The 19,875-nt window shown below is 36.7% G+C and carries 20 protein-coding genes and 1 other RNA gene; 2 read left to right on the top strand and 19 right to left on the bottom strand.

All coding sequences use genetic code 11. The features are described 5' to 3' along the window. Positions 1-2: 2 nt before the first annotated feature. The 5 genes from EYB29_RS04500 to EYB29_RS04480 all read right to left on the bottom strand — a co-directional run bounded on the left by EYB29_RS04500 (position 3) and on the right by EYB29_RS04480 (position 2,828). On the bottom strand, positions 3-1,124 hold the full coding sequence (locus EYB29_RS04500; RefSeq protein ID WP_166626689.1) for a THUMP domain-containing class I SAM-dependent RNA methyltransferase: 1,122 nt from the start codon (positions 1,122-1,124) through the stop codon (positions 3-5). Between the two features lie 93 nt (positions 1,125-1,217). Further along, an RNA gene (gene rnpB, locus EYB29_RS04495) (RNase P RNA component class B) lies at positions 1,218-1,610 on the bottom strand. 19 nt (positions 1,611-1,629) lie between these two features. Next, positions 1,630-1,953, bottom strand: coding sequence for a cell division regulator GpsB (gene gpsB, locus EYB29_RS04490; protein WP_026866305.1), 324 nt, complete (start codon positions 1,951-1,953; stop codon positions 1,630-1,632). Positions 1,954-1,965: 12 nt separating this feature from the next. Next, on the bottom strand, positions 1,966-2,505 hold the full coding sequence (locus EYB29_RS04485; protein ID WP_166626688.1) for an SLOG family protein: 540 nt from the start codon (positions 2,503-2,505) through the stop codon (positions 1,966-1,968). Continuing rightward, positions 2,502-2,828 carry a hypothetical protein gene (locus EYB29_RS04480; RefSeq protein WP_166626687.1) on the bottom strand — a complete coding sequence of 109 codons (327 nt, stop codon included), beginning with the start codon at positions 2,826-2,828 and terminating at the stop codon, positions 2,502-2,504. The genes EYB29_RS04485 and EYB29_RS04480 overlap by 4 nt, the downstream gene beginning before the upstream one ends. A 94-nt stretch (positions 2,829-2,922) precedes the next feature. On the opposite strand from EYB29_RS04480, the gene recU reads away from it, so the two are divergent. Both recU and EYB29_RS04470 read left to right on the top strand, forming a co-directional pair. Further along, positions 2,923-3,513, top strand: a complete 591-nt coding sequence (recU, locus tag EYB29_RS04475) for a Holliday junction resolvase RecU (protein ID WP_166626686.1) — start codon at positions 2,923-2,925, stop codon at positions 3,511-3,513. Positions 3,514-3,518: 5 nt separating this feature from the next. Further along, positions 3,519-5,981 carry a transglycosylase domain-containing protein gene (locus EYB29_RS04470; RefSeq protein WP_166626685.1) on the top strand — a complete coding sequence of 821 codons (2,463 nt, stop codon included), beginning with the start codon at positions 3,519-3,521 and terminating at the stop codon, positions 5,979-5,981. 152 nt (positions 5,982-6,133) lie between these two features. Here EYB29_RS04470 and nth read toward each other — a convergent pair whose 3' ends face one another. The 14 genes from nth to EYB29_RS04400 all read right to left on the bottom strand — a co-directional run bounded on the left by nth (position 6,134) and on the right by EYB29_RS04400 (position 19,872). Beyond that, on the bottom strand, positions 6,134-6,769 hold the full coding sequence (gene nth / locus EYB29_RS04465; RefSeq protein ID WP_166626907.1) for an endonuclease III: 636 nt from the start codon (positions 6,767-6,769) through the stop codon (positions 6,134-6,136). A gap of 10 nt (positions 6,770-6,779) precedes the next feature. Continuing rightward, a complete protein-coding gene (locus EYB29_RS04460; RefSeq protein ID WP_026866309.1) occupies positions 6,780-7,403 on the bottom strand; it encodes a DnaD domain protein in 624 nt (207 codons plus the stop codon). 57 nt (positions 7,404-7,460) lie between these two features. Continuing rightward, a complete protein-coding gene (gene asnS, locus EYB29_RS04455) occupies positions 7,461-8,750 on the bottom strand; it encodes an asparagine--tRNA ligase (RefSeq protein WP_026866310.1) in 1,290 nt (429 codons plus the stop codon). An 11-nt stretch (positions 8,751-8,761) separates the two neighbouring features. Continuing rightward, positions 8,762-9,946 carry a pyridoxal phosphate-dependent aminotransferase gene (locus tag EYB29_RS04450; RefSeq protein ID WP_026866311.1) on the bottom strand — a complete coding sequence of 395 codons (1,185 nt, stop codon included), beginning with the start codon at positions 9,944-9,946 and terminating at the stop codon, positions 8,762-8,764. Between the two features lie 34 nt (positions 9,947-9,980). Beyond that, positions 9,981-12,500, bottom strand: coding sequence for an exonuclease domain-containing protein (locus tag EYB29_RS04445; protein ID WP_240921830.1), 2,520 nt, complete (start codon positions 12,498-12,500; stop codon positions 9,981-9,983). 9 nt (positions 12,501-12,509) lie between these two features. Further along, on the bottom strand, positions 12,510-13,472 hold the full coding sequence (locus EYB29_RS04440) for a biotin--[acetyl-CoA-carboxylase] ligase (protein WP_166626684.1): 963 nt from the start codon (positions 13,470-13,472) through the stop codon (positions 12,510-12,512). Next, complete coding sequence (locus tag EYB29_RS04435; RefSeq protein WP_166626683.1) at positions 13,453-14,640, bottom strand: CCA tRNA nucleotidyltransferase; 1,188 nt, start codon at positions 14,638-14,640, stop codon at positions 13,453-13,455. The genes EYB29_RS04440 and EYB29_RS04435 overlap by 20 nt, the downstream gene beginning before the upstream one ends. Next, positions 14,633-15,781: an N-acetyl-alpha-D-glucosaminyl L-malate synthase BshA gene (bshA, locus tag EYB29_RS04430; RefSeq protein ID WP_166626682.1), complete on the bottom strand. Its 1,149-nt coding sequence runs from the start codon at positions 15,779-15,781 to the stop codon at positions 14,633-14,635. Before bshA ends, EYB29_RS04435 begins: the two co-directional genes overlap by 8 nt. A 125-nt stretch (positions 15,782-15,906) precedes the next feature. Beyond that, the gene (locus EYB29_RS04425) at positions 15,907-16,602 is read right to left on the bottom strand and encodes a zinc metallopeptidase (RefSeq protein ID WP_026866316.1); all 696 of its coding nucleotides are present in this window, start codon (positions 16,600-16,602) and stop codon (positions 15,907-15,909) included. Between the two features lie 55 nt (positions 16,603-16,657). Continuing rightward, positions 16,658-17,212, bottom strand: coding sequence for a DUF1405 domain-containing protein (locus tag EYB29_RS04420; protein ID WP_240921829.1), 555 nt, complete (start codon positions 17,210-17,212; stop codon positions 16,658-16,660). Positions 17,213-17,293: 81 nt separating this feature from the next. Continuing rightward, positions 17,294-18,094 carry a menaquinol-cytochrome c reductase cytochrome b/c subunit gene (locus EYB29_RS04415; protein WP_051220459.1) on the bottom strand — a complete coding sequence of 267 codons (801 nt, stop codon included), beginning with the start codon at positions 18,092-18,094 and terminating at the stop codon, positions 17,294-17,296. A gap of 18 nt (positions 18,095-18,112) precedes the next feature. Further along, entirely contained in the window at positions 18,113-18,787 is a 675-nt protein-coding gene (qcrB, locus tag EYB29_RS04410) for a menaquinol-cytochrome c reductase cytochrome b subunit (RefSeq protein WP_026866318.1), read from the bottom strand. An 11-nt stretch (positions 18,788-18,798) separates the two neighbouring features. Then, positions 18,799-19,299: a QcrA and Rieske domain-containing protein gene (locus EYB29_RS04405; protein WP_026866319.1), complete on the bottom strand. Its 501-nt coding sequence runs from the start codon at positions 19,297-19,299 to the stop codon at positions 18,799-18,801. A gap of 144 nt (positions 19,300-19,443) precedes the next feature. Continuing rightward, on the bottom strand, positions 19,444-19,872 hold the full coding sequence (locus EYB29_RS04400; RefSeq protein WP_166626680.1) for a DUF2487 family protein: 429 nt from the start codon (positions 19,870-19,872) through the stop codon (positions 19,444-19,446). Between the last annotated feature and the right edge of the window lie 3 nt (positions 19,873-19,875).

Below are 19,875 nucleotides of genomic sequence, written 5' to 3'. Positions count from 1 at the left end.
GATTACTTCACTCCCCAGTATTGGTAAAAGGTTGTTTCAATATAGCCATTAAATAATTTTCTGCGTTTTGTCGCTTTCTTCCCTACGATTTGTTCAAATTCTTTGTTTGAAGTCATTAGATATACATTTAGGTTTGGGAAATTAGTCATTAGTTCCCCTATTTTGGCGTACATTTGTTCAACGGCTTTCGCCTCACCAATGCGTTCACCGTATGGTGGATTGGTAATTATTTGTGCATGCTCATCAACATGATCTAAATCATGTATGTCTAATACGCCAAAATGAATATCATCATCTAGGCCGACTTCTTCTGCATTTTTCTTAGCGATCTTAATCATATCGATGTGGATATCAGTCGCATATATTTTAACTTCCTTATCGTAATCCGCTTGTTCTTCACATTCAGTGCGTAACTGTGTCCATAAGTCTTCAGGGATAATATCCCATGATTCACTATCAAAACTGCGGTTCGAACCTGGTGCAATATTTCTTGCCATCATCGCTGCTTCAAGCGCAATCGTTCCTGAGCCTGTAAATGGATCATAGAGTGTATTTGTACCATCGTAGTTTGCAAGTTTTAACATGCTTGCAGCGAGTGTTTCCTTGATTGGTGCTTCCCCTTGCCCGACACGATAACCACGTTTATGTAGTGCATCACCACTAGTATCAACAGTAAGAATCGCGCGGTCTTTTAGTATATTAATATCGATTTTATATCTTGGTCCGTCTTCTGGTAGTTTCCCCGTCATTTTAAAGGCATCCTTTAAGTGTTCAACAATTGCCTTCTTCGTGATTCTCTGCACGTCAGGTACACTATATAAAGTCGACTTATGTGAACGTCCTGTTACTGGGAACATTGCATTAGGCCCGAGCACATCGGATAGTGGCAAAGCTTTAACCTTCTCGAATAGTTCGTCAAAGGTCTTGACCTCGAAGTCTCCAAGGATAATTCTAATACGGTCAACAGTACGTAACTTTAAGTTGGTTTCTACAATGGTCTTCTCATCCCCATTAAAATAAACACGTCCATTTTCTAATTCTGTTGAAAGCCCTAAAGATTTAATTTCTTCTGAAACCACTTTTTCAAGTCCCATCGGTGTATTAACAATAAATTTAAAGTTCATATAAGAAGCTCCTAAAGTTTGATTTGTCTATATTATAGTATGAAAATAGGCATAAAAAAAGCTCTCCTGTTCGGAGAGCGTCTAGTCCGGTTTCTCTATAAGCCATGTTCTGTACCGCTGTGCTAATAGCGTGCACTAGTATACACTCGCACATTGGTGATAATCATCTGTCTATATTATTTAAAAATAATATCTCTCCGTCAGTTGAATTCCTGTTGGAAAGTGCTCCTACCTAATTTGGATTGCTCACTCGAGGGGTTTACCGCGTTCCACCTTCAGCATTTCTTTTGAAGTTCGTCACTGTGGCACTTTTAAAGCTACTCTATTCATATGATAAAATCACTTAGAATATTTCACAGCCGTCAAGATATAAATATCATTGCCCAGACTTATTGTTTCGTCTGGCACGAACACTACGATCATCTCAGATCGTGTGAGCATGGACTTTCCTCTATACATCAAAATGCATAGCGATTATCCGAGTTACCGTTCATTTACTTGCTGTTTACTTTTCTGATTTACCAAATACCTGTTTTTCAAGACTAGATAAACGTTTTAAAATATCGATTTGTTGACTCTGCCCACCAGAACCTTGAGTTCTAGAATTGGTTGCTACCCTCACACGAAGATCTTCAACCTCTTTTTTTAGACGAGCGTTTTCTTCTTCTAATTTCTTAATGTTGTTATTCATGTCTGCCATTTTTTGATAGTCGCTGATGACATCATCAAGAAAACTATCTACTTCGATCGGTTTAAAACCTCTCACCGATTTTTCGAATTCCTTTTCGAATATATCTTTAGCAGACAGCTTTAGCGTATAATCACTCATCTCTTACACCTCTCAACTATCATATCTATCGTTGACGAAATAATTAATATCGTCAAATTGTATTCTTTCAATATTATACTGATTCTTCTCATTTAATTCAAGCATAAGACTAAATATATATTTTAAGTTTGTCTCTGTTTCACTATCATAGACAATATAACCATAGTCTGTATGTTCAGTAATAAAGGCATTAATGGCTCTAAACATTGATGGGTCCTTATAGGGCCGGTCAAAGATGAATTTATGGAAATCAGCGTGTGCTAAAATATTATTGAGTTCGATCTTATGGCTTTCAGAATAGCGGTCATCAAATTCATGAAATGGCTTTAAGACGCCGAGCTTAATATCATAGTCTTTTTTTAAGTCTATAATTTCATTGGCTGCGTACATTTCTATACCTGTGTAGCCTTGAATAATAAACCATTCAGTACCTTCCTCAATTAAGCGAATAATTGAGGACCTAAGAAAGTCTCTTAATACTTTTACTTCAGGTTGACTATCCTTAAAGATACCGAGTTCATAATGCCGGTAGCCTGTAATGAAAACTCTCATATTAAACCTTCTTTATGGGCATGGTTAATCCACATATTTATATATTTGTATTTTTCATGATACAGCTTTAAACTAAAACGTGAAATATGACAACTCATTAAGAGTTCCATAAGCTCTTCAAACATTGTAATTTTAACCTTTTCAGTTAAACGATGATCAGTGTTGAAGTTTTCGATGTTATAAGCAAGCTTTTTATTTTTATCGAGAAAAGGTTTGATGTCTTGGTCGAAATCGAAGACTTCTCCTTCCTTGCTGAGTGCATAACGTCGATCGAGTTCATCTAAAAGATGACGATAGTCTTCGAATGTATACTCACTTGACATTCCTTTTTCACCACCTATAATAATGAAATGTTAATCAAATTCTAATAAATATATTATAATTAGTATATATAATAATAGTTTGGAGTGCGAATAAATGAAATATCCTCAGGGCATTAAAGCACGTCAAAAACCAAAATCAAATGGCAAAGTGTCTTATGGCCAACGCGGGATGACCTTAGAGAAGGATATTGATAAGACGAATCAGTATTATTTGGATACGAAAAAAGCGGTTATTCATAAGAAGCCAACACCGGTCCAAATCGTTAATGTTGATTATCCTTCTAGAAACAAAGCAAAGATTACTGAAGCGTATTTCAAGGTTCCGTCAACTAGTGACTATAACGGCATATATAAAGGGAAATACATCGACTTTGAAGCGAAGGAAACTCGTAATAAAACACGCTTTCCTTTCATTAATATACACGCCCATCAAGTCGAACATATGAGAGCATGTCATAATACCGGTGGCATTGTCTTTTTAATTATTAAGTTTACAGTCTATGATGAAGTATTTCTTTATCCTTTTGAACATTTTGTCAAACATTGGGACAACTTTATGGCTGATGGACGTAAATCAATACCTTATGAAGATATTAAAAATGAGAGTATTTTACTACCAATAAAATACAATCCGCGTTATGATTATTTAGCTGCACTTGAAGAATTTTATAGTGAAATGGAGTAATATATATGGAATCGAATTTTAAAAGGAGCAAAGACCCGAAAAATAAAGATAAGAATCGGTCTAAAAGCTCATCTAAATCATCGATTATAAAAAAGGTACTATTATATGGTGGACTGATTGTATTAATTGGATTAGTTATCGGTGCAGTCTTATTTGCCTACTACGCTTCACAGGCACCCGCATTTAGTGAAGAAAAGTTAAAGGACCCTGTCCCAGCGGAAATATACGACCGTAATGATAATTTAGTCACCACCTTGCATACTGGACAAAAACGGGAGTATGTCAGCATTGAAGATGTACCTGACCACGTGACTGATGCCGTCTTAGCGATTGAAGATAATCGTTTCTATGAACACGGTGCGATGGACTTTGTTAGGTTGGGTGGTGCAGTCATTTCTAACTTTACAGATGGCTTTGCCTCTCAAGGTGCGTCAACAATTACACAACAAGTAGTTAAACGTGCCTTCTTAACTGAAGAACAGACGCTAGAACGTAAAGCTCAAGAAGCATATTTAGCCTACCGACTTGAACAAGAGTATTCAAAAGATGACATTTTAGAGATGTACTTAAACAAAATATACTATTCAGATGGTATATACGGTATTCGTACAGCAAGCCTCTACTACTTTGATAAGGAACTTGCAGATTTAAACTTAAAAGAAGCGGCGTACTTAGCAGGTTTATCTAACCTGCCTAACGTTTACAACCTTTACGTTGATCCAGAAGCCGCACAGTCTAGAACAGAAACAGTCCTATACATGATGTTAGAACATGAGAGAATTACACAAGAACAGTATGATGAAGCGATGAACACAGACTTAACAGCAAACTTAGTTCAACGTGATGAGTCAGATCGAGCCGTTGCTGAAGAAGAAGATCCTGAATATGCATCTTACATTAATTACGTTAAGACAGAAATCCAACAACATGATGAATTTAGAAACAGAGATATCAATGAAGTCTTAAATAGTGGAATTAAGATCTATACCAATATGGATTCTGAAATTCAGTCGTATCTACAAAATATGGCTAACAATAGAAACTATTACTACAATGAGAAGTTCCAAAGTGATGACTTTAATCTAGCATCAACCATCTTAGATACAAATTCTGGTGGCTTAGTAGCAATGACTGGTGGCCGTGATTACCAAGAAGTTGTGGATCAAAACTTGTCATTAGTTCAACATAATGTCGGTTCAACTATGAAACCATTCTTAAGTTACGGACCTGCAATTGAGCATATGGACTGGGCAACAAATCACCAACTACAAGATGAACAGTCATACAACCCTGAAGATAGTCCAAACAACACGGTATATAACTATGACAATCAAGGACACGGTAATGTCACTATGAGAGATGCCTTGAGACAAAGTTTCAACGTCCCAGCAGTTAAAGCCTTTGAAGCGGTTCAGGAAGAAGCGGGTAACGATGTCCCTAGAGAATTCGCAAAAGAAGTTGGTTTAGATTACGATACTAAGCTTGACGGTGAATACACAGTATCATTTAATGATGTACTCGGTGGTGGAGAATCACGATTCAGTCCCCTACAGATGGCACAAGCCTATGCAACTTTAGGTAATAATGGTGAATTCAATGAAGCACAATCCATTCGTCACATCGTCACTGATGAAGGTGAGACTGTCGAGTTTGAAAATGAATCCCATCAAGCCATGAAAGATTCAACAGCTTACATGTTAACAGATATGTTGAAAGATACTTTTGCAAACAATGGTAGTGCAGACTACATTCAAATGAATGGCCTAAACATTGCAGCGAAAACAGGTACAACATCACTAGATACTTCCATACTTGAAGAAAATGATCTGCCTTCAAACAGTGCCAAAGACGCTTGGATTGTTGGATATACACCAGAATATACAATGAGTGTATGGACAGGATTCGATAATGCCAATGCAGGATATTCAGAAGACAAGCTATTTATCGGAACAGATGAACACATTACACCACAATGGTTCTTTAGAGATATTATGCAGTACATTAGTACATTTAATGGCCAGGACTTTGAACAGCCAGACTCCGTCGAACAGATTAATGGTAACGAGCTTGCTGTTGCAGATGCGAGTGGCGGTGGATTATTTAACAGAAATAATAACTCAAATAATAACTCAAATAATAATTCAAACAGTAACTCTAATAGTAATAGCAATAATGATAGCGATAGTAACAGTGATTCATCAGGCGGTGCCTGGTCTTGGCAATATAACGAAGATGGGGAAATTGAAACTGAAGGTGACGTGCCAGAAGGTGAATTACCGGATGATGCAGAACTCGCAGAACCATCTGAAGACAGCGGATCTTCAACGACTGAAGAAGAACCAACTGATGAGGAGACCGAATCAGAATCAAGCAGTGAACCAGAACCTGACTCTGAACCTGCGGCAGAATCCGAATCAAATTCATCATCAGAAGAAGAATCCACTACTACAACTGAAGAGGAAGAATAAAAAAACGCTAGACTCTTTCCTGAGAGTCTAGCATTTTTTATGGGTGCGTGTATGAAGTGGTGATGAAGAATGCTCATCACTATTCTGACTGTATGGGATGGTGATGAAGAATGCTCATCACCAACCAAACACAAACCCCGTAAATATCACGACTACTTTACCAGACCTTTTTTCAAGCGTTTTTGCCCTTCTCTACACTCTTCTAAGAGCGGACACTCATGACACTTAGGTGCCCTGGCTAAACAGTGGTATCGTCCAAAGAAGATGAGTTGATGATGGGTCTTACTCCATCTTTCAGGCGGAATTTTGCGCATTAAGGTCTCTTCTACTTCTAAGGGTGAATCTTTATAACGTGCGATGCCTAAGCGTTTAGAAATGCGTTCGACATGGGTGTCAACAGCAATTCTTGGTGTGTCAAAAGCTACAGATAATACAACATTTGCAGTCTTTCTACCTACACCTGCTAAGGAAATTAGGTCATCGTAGTTATTGGGAATTTCTCCATTGAATTTTTCGATTAAGTCTCTGCATAATTTTTGGATATTTTTTGCCTTATTACGATAAAGTCCAATCGTCTTTATATATGACTCAATTACTTCGACGTCGACTGCTAAATAATCTTCTGGAGTTTTAAATCTTTCAAATAAGCCTTTAGTCACTCGGTTTACACCAACATCTGTCGTCTGTGCACTAAGTAAAACTGCAATCGTCAACTCGAAGGGGTTCGTGTAGTTTAATTCTGCTTCTGCCTCTGGAAACATCTCCGCAATCACATCGATCATTTCCATTGTCTTTTTCTTACTCGTTGTCAAGTCTTTCCCCCCGATCTAGCCATGAAATTACAGGTAAGCCTGTTCCTTTTTGGTCTTCACTTTTTGATGTACTTAGTAAAATTCGTTCAACATATTGCAGCGATGTAATATTCGATTTATATGCCACGTCTACAGCATTCATTATATCTTCAACTTGATAGTTAGAATCATTAATCCAACTGTTTAGACGCTGATACTCATTTGGACTAATCGTACGGCCATAGAGATTTTCAATATAGTCGAACATTTCTCTTAATGATTTTTCATCTTTTTGTGGTGCTTCAACAGTGTTATAAATAAAATCTTCTAAACGCTTGTATAAAGGTTCAAAGTTAAAGCGTTCAACATAGCCATCTTCTTTTTTTATGGTCTGGAGTTCGATGCACTTTTCTTTAATTAACAATTGAATAATCCGAGTGAGTTCACTTTGATTTAGTGTGGTGCCCTTAATCAGTTCACTAAATTCAGGGGCTTCGTCTGTCTGACGATCATTTTCAATCATCTTTATTAGGATAATTAAACTTTGTTCGTCTAATCCTAATTCACTATAGTGATCAAGTAAGATTTTGTTTACCGGAACTGTAATGTATTTAATATAAGATTGTTCCATAGAATAATCTCCAATCATATAAAGGAGACATTAGCTGTGCTAACGTCTCCGTGTCATTTATGGGTATAGACGGTTTAATAATCTTGGGAATGGTGCGGTTTCTCTAACATGTTGAACACCTGAGAACCATGCAACTGCACGCTCTAAACCAAGACCGAAGCCTGAATGCGGCACACTACCATATTTACGTAGATCTAAGTACCATTCATAGGCGTCTAGGTTTAAGCCTGAATCGATGATTCTTTGTTTAAGTTCATCGTAGTCATGAATACGTTCACTACCACCGATAATCTCACCGTAACCTTCTGGTGCAATTAAATCTGCACAAAGTACTGTACGTGGGTCTTCAGGGTTAGTACTCATATAGAAAGATTTAATTTCTTTTGGATAATTTACGATAAAGACCGGTTTCTCAAAGCTGTTTGCAATCTCAGTTTCATGTGGAGAACCGAAGTCATCGCCCCACTCAATATCATCAAATCCTTTTTCGTGTAAGAGGTCAATGGCCTCTGTATAAGTGATTCTAGGGAACGGTGCTTTGATTTTTTCAAGCGCTGTAGTATCACGTCCAAGAGCCTCTAAATCCAGTTTACAATGCTCTAAAACATTTTTAGCTAGATATTCAACATATTGTTCTTGAACAACTAAGCTATCCTCGTGATCATAGAACGCCATTTCTGGTTCAATCATCCAAAACTCAATCAAGTGACGACGCGTTTTAGACTTCTCAGCACGGAAAGTAGGACCGAAAGTAAAGACTTTACCATGCGCCATTGCAGCAGCTTCAGCGTACAACTGACCACTTTGTGAAAGGTATGCATCTTCATCAAAGTATTTAGTATGGAAGAGTTCAGTTGTCCCTTCTGGAGATGAACTTGTTAAAATTGGTGGATCAATTTTTTTAAAGCCATTTTCATAGTAGAAGTCATAAGTACTTTTGATAATTTGATTTCTAATATTCATTACAGCATGTTGTTTTTTAGAACGTAACCATAGATGTCTGTTATCTAGTAAAAACTCAGGCCCATGTTCTTTTGGTGTAATTGGGTAACCATCTGCACTTTGGATAATTTCAATACGAGAAACTTCCATCTCATAGCCAAAACTTGAACGGTCATCTTCTTTAATTACGCCAGTCACATACATAGAAGTTTCTTGGTTTAAACCTTTAGCAAGGGTAAATAAATCTTCGTCGTTCGCTTTTACGACGATACCCTGCATGAATCCAGTACCATCTCTTAATTGTAAAAATTGAAATTTACCTGACCCACGTTTTTGGAGTAACCATGAGCCGATTGTGACTTCTTGACCCACGTAGTCTGGTGCTTGATTAATTGTTATTTTCATTCTTACCATCCTTAGACTGTCGTTTTTTTATTAATAAATGTTTTAATTCTTTCAATGCCTTCATTGAACTTTTCTTCAGAGACTGAATAGCTAATACGTGCATAATCTTTTGCACCAAAAGCTGCTCCAGGCACAATTGCAACGTATTGGTCTGTTAAAAGACCTTTAACAAAATCATCTACACTGTCATAACCACACTGACTTGCAATATCTTTTAAATAAGGGAACAAGTAAAATGCCCCTTCTGGTTTGATACAGCGAACGTGTGGCACTGTCATGAGTTTTTCATAAGCATTGTCACGACGCGCTTTAAACGTGCTCACGTAATCATTTTTAAAGTCGTCTGACATGTTATATGCCTTAATCGCAGCATATTGTGAGGGTGATGCCACACTCGTCGTAGATTGGGAAGATAAATCCCCTAATGCTTTAATAACATTCAATGGGCCACAAGCGTAGCCAATACGCCAACCTGTCATCGCATGTGATTTACTAAAGCCATTTACGATAATCGATTGCCCTTTAATTTTCTCGCTTAAACTCGCAATCGAAATATGTTCACGCTCATAGGCCAAGACTTCATAAATCTCATCGACCACTACTATTATATCAGTATGTTCTAAAACATCTACTAAGGCCTGTAGTTCCTCTTTACTGTAGATGCCCCCTGTTGGGTTATTAGGTGAGTTTAAGACAATCATTTTAGTCTTTTCAGTGATATGTGCTTTTAAAAGCTCAGGAGTCAGTTTAAAGTTTGTGTCTTCTGTTGTTTCAATTGTGACAGGCTCTCCGCCCACCATTTTAATCTGTTCAGAATATGATACCCAGTAAGGTGCGGGTAGAAGCACTTCATCAGTCGGATTTAAAGTAGCTAAAAAGATATTAAATAACACTTGTTTTGCGCCATTACCTACGTATACCTCGTCTGGAGTATACTCTAGATTATTATCTCTTAACATTTTGTCTGCAATCGCTTGTCTCACTGCTTTAATACCGACAGAAGCTGTATATTTTGTATGGCCATCAAGTGCGGCTTGATGGGCAGCTTCGATGACTTCTTCAGGTGTATTGAAGTCGGGCTCACCTGCAGATAAGCTGATAATATCATAGCCATCAGCTTTTAGTTTTCGAGCTGTGTTTGTAATTTCAATCGTTTGGCTCGGTGTAAGCGACTTAACTTTCTCGGATAATTCCATCTTGCGGCAGTCTCCTAACAATTCGTTTTCCTTATTATAAATCAAAAAGCAATGCTTTAAAAGATGTCCGATCATCATGGATAATATTTTTCTCAGGAAAATATTTTAAGAAAGCATTCTTATATGGTTTATTTATTATCCTATCATCAAAGAGCATGAGAATACCCTTATCTTCTTCACTACGTTTTAATCGACCTGCAATCTGTCTAAAGTGAATGACAGCCTCTGGTAAATCTTCAGAATAGAAATGTGAAAAGCTGTCCTGGTTAGGCACTGGGAATGGTAATTTAGTCAGCATGAGTGTCTTATCTTTTTCAGATACTAAGTTGACCCCTTCTGTAAAAGTGTAGGTCCCTAATAACAGGCATTGGCTAAGCTGATTGTACTGATTGAGTAATTTTTCATTATTAGAACCACGCGTCTGTTTTAAGACAGGAATCTGATCAAATAAACCGACTTCCTCAGTATAGCTGTAGACCTTTTCTAGTAGTTCGAAATTAGAGAAAATAACAATGAGTTTACTGTTCGTTTCACTTAAGTACAGGGATAGGTAATCCAGAATATCGATAACATAATCAGGATTGTTCATATCGTAACTGCTGATGTCGTTTGGAATGAATAACTTTATGTCATCAAACATTTCGGTATTATCCATTATTGTCGTATCATATTCGTGATCACCAAACCAATATTTCAAATGCTTAAAACTGCCATTTACTTCTAGAGTTCCTGATAATAAAATCTGGCTAGGAATCTTAGTTAAAGCACTTGCTAATTCATCCAGTACGTCAGTTCTAATTTCAACTTCTGTACGTGTCGGATTGGCATGAGTTTCTATATGACAGTCATCGTATATAATCGCATGCTGAAGCCTTTTTAATGATTGTTCAAAGAAATGCATGTGATTATAAAGTGCTTGGTAGTTCTTCGTACCTCTTATTGTACTTAAAAATAATTGTGTATACTTAATGATGCTTTCTAAGGTCTCACTCGCTTTTTTAATCTTACTTTTAGAAAAATGCTTAAATAATTCATCAATTTGTCTATGCAAATTGACGACAATATCTTCTAGTAAATATAGGGATACGGCTTTATTATCTTCAGCATAGGAACTTAATAAGCGAGATTGACTCAACTGTCCGATTTGACCAATAAAAAACTTCATCTCACTATAAGTATATTTTCTTCTTTCTTTTAAATCTAAGGCAGATTTTAACTGATGCGCTTCATCGATTATTAAGGCATGTACATCATACAAATTATTAATACAATCATTAAGGAAATAATGGTTCGTCACAATAACAGGCACTCTTTTAGCATTGTTTAAGGCACGTTTAAAATAGTAGTGTTGCTTATTGTCACCATTCTGGATGCGCATCGTATCGTAGTATGATTTTTCGGGTCCACGTAGATTTAACTCAGATAAGTCACCTGTTTTCGTAGATAGCAACCATACCAAAATGCGCATTTTTAAAAAACAAATTTCTGGATTATTATCTTCTGATTCTAAGAGTGCAGAAAAAGCATCTAAATCAATATAATTATTTCTTCCTTTTAATAAGACAAAGGGCGCTTCTAATGAAACAACACTTCTTAGACGCGTTAGTGAAGACTCTATTAATTGGTTTTGTAATATTTTTCTCGATGTGGAGACGACGACTTGCTGATGATAATTTGAGTAATAACAAATTGCTGCAATTAAAAAAGCATCACTTTTACCAAGACCAGTGTAGGCTTCAATGGCATGAAACTTCTCATTGACTAGACTATCGTAAATTAATAAAGATAAGTCATATTGATCTTGGCGGTAGTCATGATTGGTTTCATGTAGATATTTTTTATATAGCTCATCTACAGAAATCGGTTTAATATCATGTGTGTTTAAAGTAAAGTCCTTGATATAAAACTGCTTATAACTGACGATGTCATCTCGATCGTTGTCTATATTAAGACTTAAGACATTAAAGAGTAAATCAGTAATATTAGTGGGTAAAGACTTCGTTAAATGATAAATCGTAATCAGCGTTTGTCGATGTAGATTTAGAATTAAGTCAAATATCTTAATCAGAACTTTAGCAGTTGCTAAGGCATCTTCGTCTGCCCTATGTGCCTGTGATAATTTTATATCTAAAAATTCAGCGACTAAATGTAACTGATACCCAGGAACTGTAGGCAGAAAGATTCTTGAAAGTTCGACCGTATCTATTTTATAGGTTGGGTTATATTTAATACCACATGCCTTAAATGCAGTCTTTAAGAAATTGAGATCAAAATCTACATTATGTGCAACAAAGACTGAGCCCTTGAGCATGTCCCTAATTTCCCAAGCGATATCTTGAAACTTAGGGGCGCCAATCAACATATCAGGCGAAATACTTGTGAGTTCCCGAATAAAGGGTGATATGGTCGTTTTATCACTTAAGAAAGTATTGTATGTGTCCACAATCTCATTGTTTCTCACAAAGACAATACTAAGTTGAATAATCTTATCTTTTTGTAGGTTGTTACCGGTCGTTTCTAAGTCTACGACGGCAAAAGTTTTATTTAACATCATATCACCAAATTAAATTTCAATATCTGCACTGATTACCTGATGTATATTTTGTTCTTCATCAATAATGATTAGGTAACCCTCATCATTTACATCAAGTGCCTTACCTTTAATTATACCATTTGAACTGCTAATCTTTAATTGACGATTAAAGATTATGGAATGCTCTATCCATTCATCTCTAATTTCTGAAAAAGAAGTTGACATAAATTTGTTATAGTAAATTTCTATATTCTTAAATAACTCACTTAAAAATGAATCGATATCTAACTGCTTTTCAGATGGTAGTTCAGCATTAAGAGCAGTAGCAGTCGACAATGATTCGATATCTGTTGAGGGTTCAATATTGATACCCACACCACATATAATGGTTTGAACGGTGTCTTCTTCAGAAACAATTTCTGTTAAAAAGCCGCATACTTTCTTATCACTGATATAAATATCATTAGGCCATTTAATTCCACTTTTTAAACCTGTGTTCTTTCTAATCGTTTGACTAATTGCTAATGACATGAATAAGTTGAATGTAATCATATCACTATGTTTTATATTCGGCCTTAAGACGAGTGACATGTAGAGACCAGTTTCTTTAGGAGACAGCCATTGCCTTTTAAACCGTCCCCTACCTTCCGTCTGTGACTCACTTACTATTACTATGTTATCATCATTTTTATGTAAAATGTTAAAGGCTGTATTTTGTGTAGAGTCAACAGTCTTTTTATAGATGAGTTGATCAAATAGTGTGGATTTGTCAATAATCGATAGCAGTTTGGCTTGATTAATATTTTGAGATGCTCCGACTAATGCGTAGCCCTTATTCTGAACAGCTGCTATTTGATATCCCTCATTTTTCAAAGCTTGTATATTTTTCCAAATCGCTGTTCTAGAAACATTCAGTTGTTCTGCAAGTGAATTACCAGAAACATATGTTTCACTTTGTAAACAATCTAATATTTTACTCTTCGTACTTTGCATGATTTTTCACCCAGTTAATTATTTCGTTTTGGTCATTTTCCAATTGACCGAGCACGACTTGTTTTTCTATCTCTGATAATAGTGTTTTTAACCATGGTCCGCCTTGTCGTTCTAGTACCTGCATTAAAACTCGACCATCAACATATAGGTCACTACGACTGTTTATAACAAGTTTGTCTCTCAGTGTGATGGCATTTAAAAGTATGTCGACTGAATCTGTACTTAGTACGTCATTCTTTTGATTTAAGTGAAGGACTAAATCCATAATTTCCTTGTTGTAATAGTAGGCAATTAATTTAGAATTTACATTCATGGACAAGTCATCAATTAAAGATAAGCTATCACGTATCTGATTTTTTAAGTGGTTCGATGGCTTGAGCTCATTTAGGAACCTTAACAAGGATTGGTCATGGTAAACGTGTATTACGAGTGCTTCTTCAATATTTGATACGCATGCACTAAGATATGTGTCTTTATGGACATGCTTAAAGAAAGGGATATATTCCAGTAAGCCAGTTTCAACTATAATATTTTGTGCGGCCGACGGATTTAAGCCTGCATACATTTTCTTAAGTTCTGTAAAAGTACGCTCACTCGCAATATGAGCAAGTAAAGCCTTATTTTTATGAATCGCTGCCTTTACATTTTCAGTTAGTTTAAAGTCTAATTGGGACATAAATCTAACAGCTCTCAGCATGCGAAGTGCGTCCTCACCAAACCGTTCATCTGCCTCGCCTACTGTATTAATAACATTTTCTTCTAGGTCATCTTGACCGTGATAAGGATCAAAGAGTATCATATTTTTCATCATTGCCATTGCATTGATCGTAAAATCTCGGCGACTTAAGTCATCTTGAAGATTTTCTGTGAAGAATACTTTGTCTGGTCGTCTAAAATTACTGTAGGTACCTTCTGTACGGTAGGTCGTTACCTCAAAAGGTGTATCTTCTATTAGAACAACAATCGTGCCATGTTCTTTACCCACATCAATCGTCCGTTCGAATAGCCGTTCAATTTCATCAGGTAAGGCATTTGTTGTTATATCTACATCGTTAATTGGCCGATTCAATATATAGTCACGCACTGCCCCGCCTACAAAATAGCCTTCATAGTCGTTTTTCTCTAAGATGTCTAAGATCAAGCCTGCCTGCTTAAACAGTTTATTCATGTGCATCACCAGAGATTAAATGGTTATATAAATTCTCATATTGATCAACAATTTCTTCCATATTAAAACGTTCTTTTATATCTTTTAACATAGCACCTTGCATAGTTTTAAATTGGTCTTCATGGGTTAACAATTGAACAATACGGGCTGCTGCTGTTTTATAATCACCAATTTCAACTGTATAGCCTGACTCATTATCTTGAATTACTTCAGATATCCCACCGGCAGTTGAACCTATAGGTACAGCACCACAATACATTGCTTCTAGCATCGCTAGGCCAAAGCTTTCTTTTCTGCTAAGTAAAAGGAAAATATCTGCGAGTTTATAGTAGTCTGTGATATCAGAAACTTGGCCTATGAAATGAACGCGGTCTTCTAAATCTAATGATTTTACAAGTTGTTTTATAGAGAAAAGCTCTGGTCCATCTCCGACATATACTAAGTGACAATCGACTTCTTTTAAAGCTTCGTTAAATGCATATAAGACATGATCGACATTTTTAATCTTTCTGAAGTTTGAACTATGAACAAGCACCTTTGCTTCATCTGGAATGCCGAGCTTAATTTTTGTTTCAGCTTGAATCTCTAAACGACTCTCTGTATTAAAACGAGTATCGTCAACAAAGTTATAGACGGTCTCTATTTTAGTTTTTGGCTTAATAAGGTCATAGGTCTGCTCTCTTAGACTATTCGACACCGATGTCGTTAAATCAGACTTATCAATCCCAAAACGAATCGCATTTACCAATGACATATCGTGACCGAGTACAGTAATGTCAGTACCATGTAAGGTTGTTATTATACCCACATCTTTTTTCTTAGACATTTCACGAGCCAAGATGCCACATACAGCATGAGGAATCGCATAGTGCATGTGAATAACATCTAAATCAAATTCATCTATCACTTCGGAGATTTTACTAGATAAGGTAATGTCATAAGGTGGATACTTAAAGACACTGTAGTCGTTAACTTCTGTCTTATGGGTATATATATTATAGTGGTTTGCTCCAAGTCTAAATGGCACACTGGATGCAATAAAATGGACCTCATGACCTCTATTTGCCATTTGTATGCCAAGCTCTGTTGCAATGATGCCACTCCCACCTACACTTGGATAACATACAATTCCTAACTTCATACCAATGCACCTCAACTACTTATAATTTATATCAGTCTTAATTATAGAGAAAATTTATCGATAAAGGAAACGAATATTACTACAAATAAAAAACGACCGAATAAACGGTCGTCTATAATCTAATTCTAATTGTTTCTTGCAATCATAATAAAGCGTAGAAGTTCAGCCACAGCGACTGCAGTTGCTGCAACATAAGTCATTGCTGCTGCATTTAACACTTTCTTAGCATGACGATACTCTTTACTATTAACAATATTTAATTCTTCGATTTGATTCATGGCACGTTTAGAAGCATCGAATTCCACTGGTAAAGTCACCACTTGGAATAATACTGCAAAGGCCATTAAACCGATCCCTGACCATAAAAGAATTTCGCCTAGTCCCCCACCTGCAGCACTTTGTGCCGCAGTTAAGATAATACCAGCGATAATTAAGAAATACGAGAAGTTAGAGCCTAATGTCGCTAATGGTACCAGTGCTGAACGGAAGCTTAGGAATTTATAGCCTGTTGCATGTTGAATTGCGTGACCAACTTCGTGTGCGGCAACTGCTGTACCTGCAACACTTGGATTGTCGTAGTTACCTGGAGATAATACGACTTTTTTGTTTTTAGGATCATAGTAATCAGTCAAAGTACCTTGTCCACGTTCGACACTTACATCGTAAATACCATTCTCACGTAAGATATCTTCAGCGACTTGTTTACCAGTCATACCACTAGTCGAACGCACTTTAGAATACTTGTTAAATGTAGATTTAACATTCATCTGTGCAAGCATTGGTACTATCATTAAAATTATAAAATAGATTATCAGATACACATTTGTCCCTCCGTCTTGTTCATAGTTATATTTTACTAAAGTGATTTTACATAAGTCAATTATTACGTCTATCTACAAGCTTCCATAATAGTATAAGCACGATTATTGTTAACCAAAAAGCCAAGTATCCTATTTGATTTGCAAATCCATGCAAGTTTCCGTATCTTGGATACTGCATAAAGACATAATCGATGACGTCATTATGAAATAACCATAAGGCAGTCACACCAAAGTGCCAAATTTTTATTTTCATATGGGGAAGAAACAAGAACGCTTGAATCGCCATTGCCAAGTGGGATGCAATCAGCATCAAGCCAACTAATGAGACAAAGCCCATGTCAATAAAGTTCCAAATGTTCATAATCACTGCCCAAACACCATACTTAATCAAGGTTGTAAATGCTAGAGCATCAACCAACCCTGAATGCTTATTAAACAAGATTAAGACAATAAGTACACATAAGAACAAAGTTGCAGTCGGGCTATCTGGTACAAATGGGTAGAAATACCACGGTGTAACGGAAAGTTGTCCACCATACCAAATATAGCCGTAGACTGTACCTAAAAAGTTTGAAATCAGCAATAAGACTAAGAATTTTCTGTTAAACATTAAGTTATATATGTAGTTAAATAGCATAGTTTCTCCTACAAGAAGACCCCTCTGTTACCAGAAGGGTCGTTATTATTTGTATTATTCAGCTGATTCTTCAACATTGCTTGCTTCGTCTTTACTTGTTAGTTCAAGTCCAGCAACATATTCAGAAATCGCAGTGATTTCTTCGTCTGTTAATTGACCTTCAAAGGCAGGCATTTCACCACTACCACTTCTAACAAAAGCTTCAACCATTTCAGGTTGTAAATCAGGTTCAATTAAGTTCGGGCCTGATCCACCAGCAAGTTCCCCACCGTGACAACTTGTACAGTTTGTACGGATTAAGTCATTGAAGACAGGATCTTCTGCATCTAAGTTAGAGAAAACAATCTGACCTTGTTGGTTTTGTTGTTCCCAATCATGGTAAGCAACTGATTCCCAAGTTGTGTAGAAGATAATACCTACAGCTATGAGCATCATACCTGTAGCAACTGGACGTTTTTTCCAGTGACGTTCTTTCTTACCGTCAAGCCATGGTGCAAGTAATAGAGCACCGAATGCGATACCAGGAATGATAATCGCACCTACTACGTTAAATGGACCAGACGCATAAGTGTATTTTAAAATCTGATAGAGGAAAAGGAAATACCAGTCAGGTAGCGGAATATAACCTGTATCAGTTGGGTCTGCCATGCGCTCTAATGGTGCAGGGTGTGCAACCGTTAAGCATAGGAAACCGATTAAGAATACTGCACCAGCCATCCATTCTTTAAGAAGGAAGTCTGGGTAGAATTCCTCTGTACGACCAGGGAATTCTGAATAATCACGATTTAATTTTGGTTTGTCATACTTTTGTACACGTGAATCACCTACAAAAGTTAGACCTTTACCGTGTTTCATAAATAGTCCCCCTCCTTCTTATAGTGGTCCTGCAATACCTTGTCTACGTATTAAGATAAAGTGAATAGCCATTAATACAAATAGCGCAGCAGGCAGGAAGAACACGTGGATAGCAAAGAATCTAGTCAGTGTTTGAGCACCGATAATTGTCGCATCACCTGCAAGTAGAGTCTTAATCCACTCACCGATAAACGGAACACTTTCAGCGATATCTAAACCTACTTTAGTAGCGAATAGAGCTTTCATATCCCATGGTAATAAGTAACCTGTGAACGCAAGGCCAAGCATAACTGCGAATAACAGTACACCGACAACCCAGTTTAATTCACGTGGTGACTTGTATGCACCTGTAAAGAATACTCTTAGAGTATGTAGGAACATCATTACTACGACCAAGCTTGCACCCCAGTGGTGCATACCTCTGACAATAACACCAGCTGCAACATCCTGTTGTAGGAAGTAAACAGAGTTCCAAGCGTTAATGATATCTGGTACATAGTACATTGTTAAGAACATTCCAGACAAGATCTGGATTACTGTAATGAAGAACGTTAAACCACCAAAACAATAGACGAAAGCTGAGAAGTGATAGGCAGGGTTAACATGCTCAGGCACTTCGTGATCTGCTACGTCTCTCCAAATTGGTGTGATGTCAATTCTGTCATCAATCCAATCATAAATACGATTCAGCATCAATTACCCTCCTATACTAATTCATTTTCTTTAATTGCACCGATAGTTAAGAATCCGTCAGATTCTCCAACTTCGTACATATCTAAAGGCCCACGTGGTGGTGTACCTGGTACATTCTCACCATTTTTCTCATAGAGCCCGTTGTGACATGGACAGAAGAAACGCTCTGGATTACTTGCATCGCTTGCCCATGATACAGTACAACCCAAGTGCTTACAAACCGGTGATAGCGCGATAATCTCATCGCCTTCTTTGTAAACCCAAGCGAAGTCTGTAACTTCACTCACATACCAGCCATCTGTTTGCTCGAATGTGAAGTCTACACTGACTGGTTCTTCGGTGATGTCAGCAACTTTTACACTTGTTGCAATCATGTCACTTGCAGATGATTCTTTAAATAGTGGATCTAGAGCAAAACGACCCATTGGAAGAATCATTCCTGCAGCCATAAATGAACCCACACCCATTAGAGAATAGTTCAAAAACTGGCGTCTTGTTACTTTTTGCGACATTAGTCTTTCCCCCCTCAAACGCACATACTTTTACAAATAATATAACTAGGACATTTCAATTTTAGCTTATTAAAACTGACTGGTCAATATGGTTTTCAAAGAATTGACACATCTAATAAATAGATTGTGTAATAATACTTCTAATTATTGATTCCATATACCAATAATTTGCTTGATAACAGATTTTACTTCGTCATTGATTATTGAAATTTTCATTTCATTATCCATATCGCTTATTGGAATACTATTAACCCTAATGTGATCCAAACCATCTAACTCAATATCTTGATAAGCAATGCTCACCACATTTTTAAAGCCATATGCTTTTAATTGATCTTTGTAAGCAATAAGGCTCGTATGGTCATCTGTTACAGTTGTAAAAGCAGGTGTAATCATCAATCTACCCTTCAGCTGTTTTTCTAACTGGATGGATATTAATTGCATGAGTTCTAAATTATTAGCATGTGTGAGAACTTCATTATCAAAAGCAATGCTTACCACTGGCACAATTGCAGTATCGATAAACTCAATTTCATCCTTTAAAACGCGAAGATCCTGTGTATTAAATAACACACT

The sequence above is a fragment of the Jeotgalicoccus sp. S0W5 genome (assembly GCF_011634875.1).
GTDB lineage: Bacteria > Bacillota > Bacilli > Staphylococcales > Salinicoccaceae > Jeotgalicoccus > Jeotgalicoccus marinus.
Note: the sequence above shows the minus strand (reverse complement) of the source record. Positions and strands in the feature narration are given on the sequence as shown.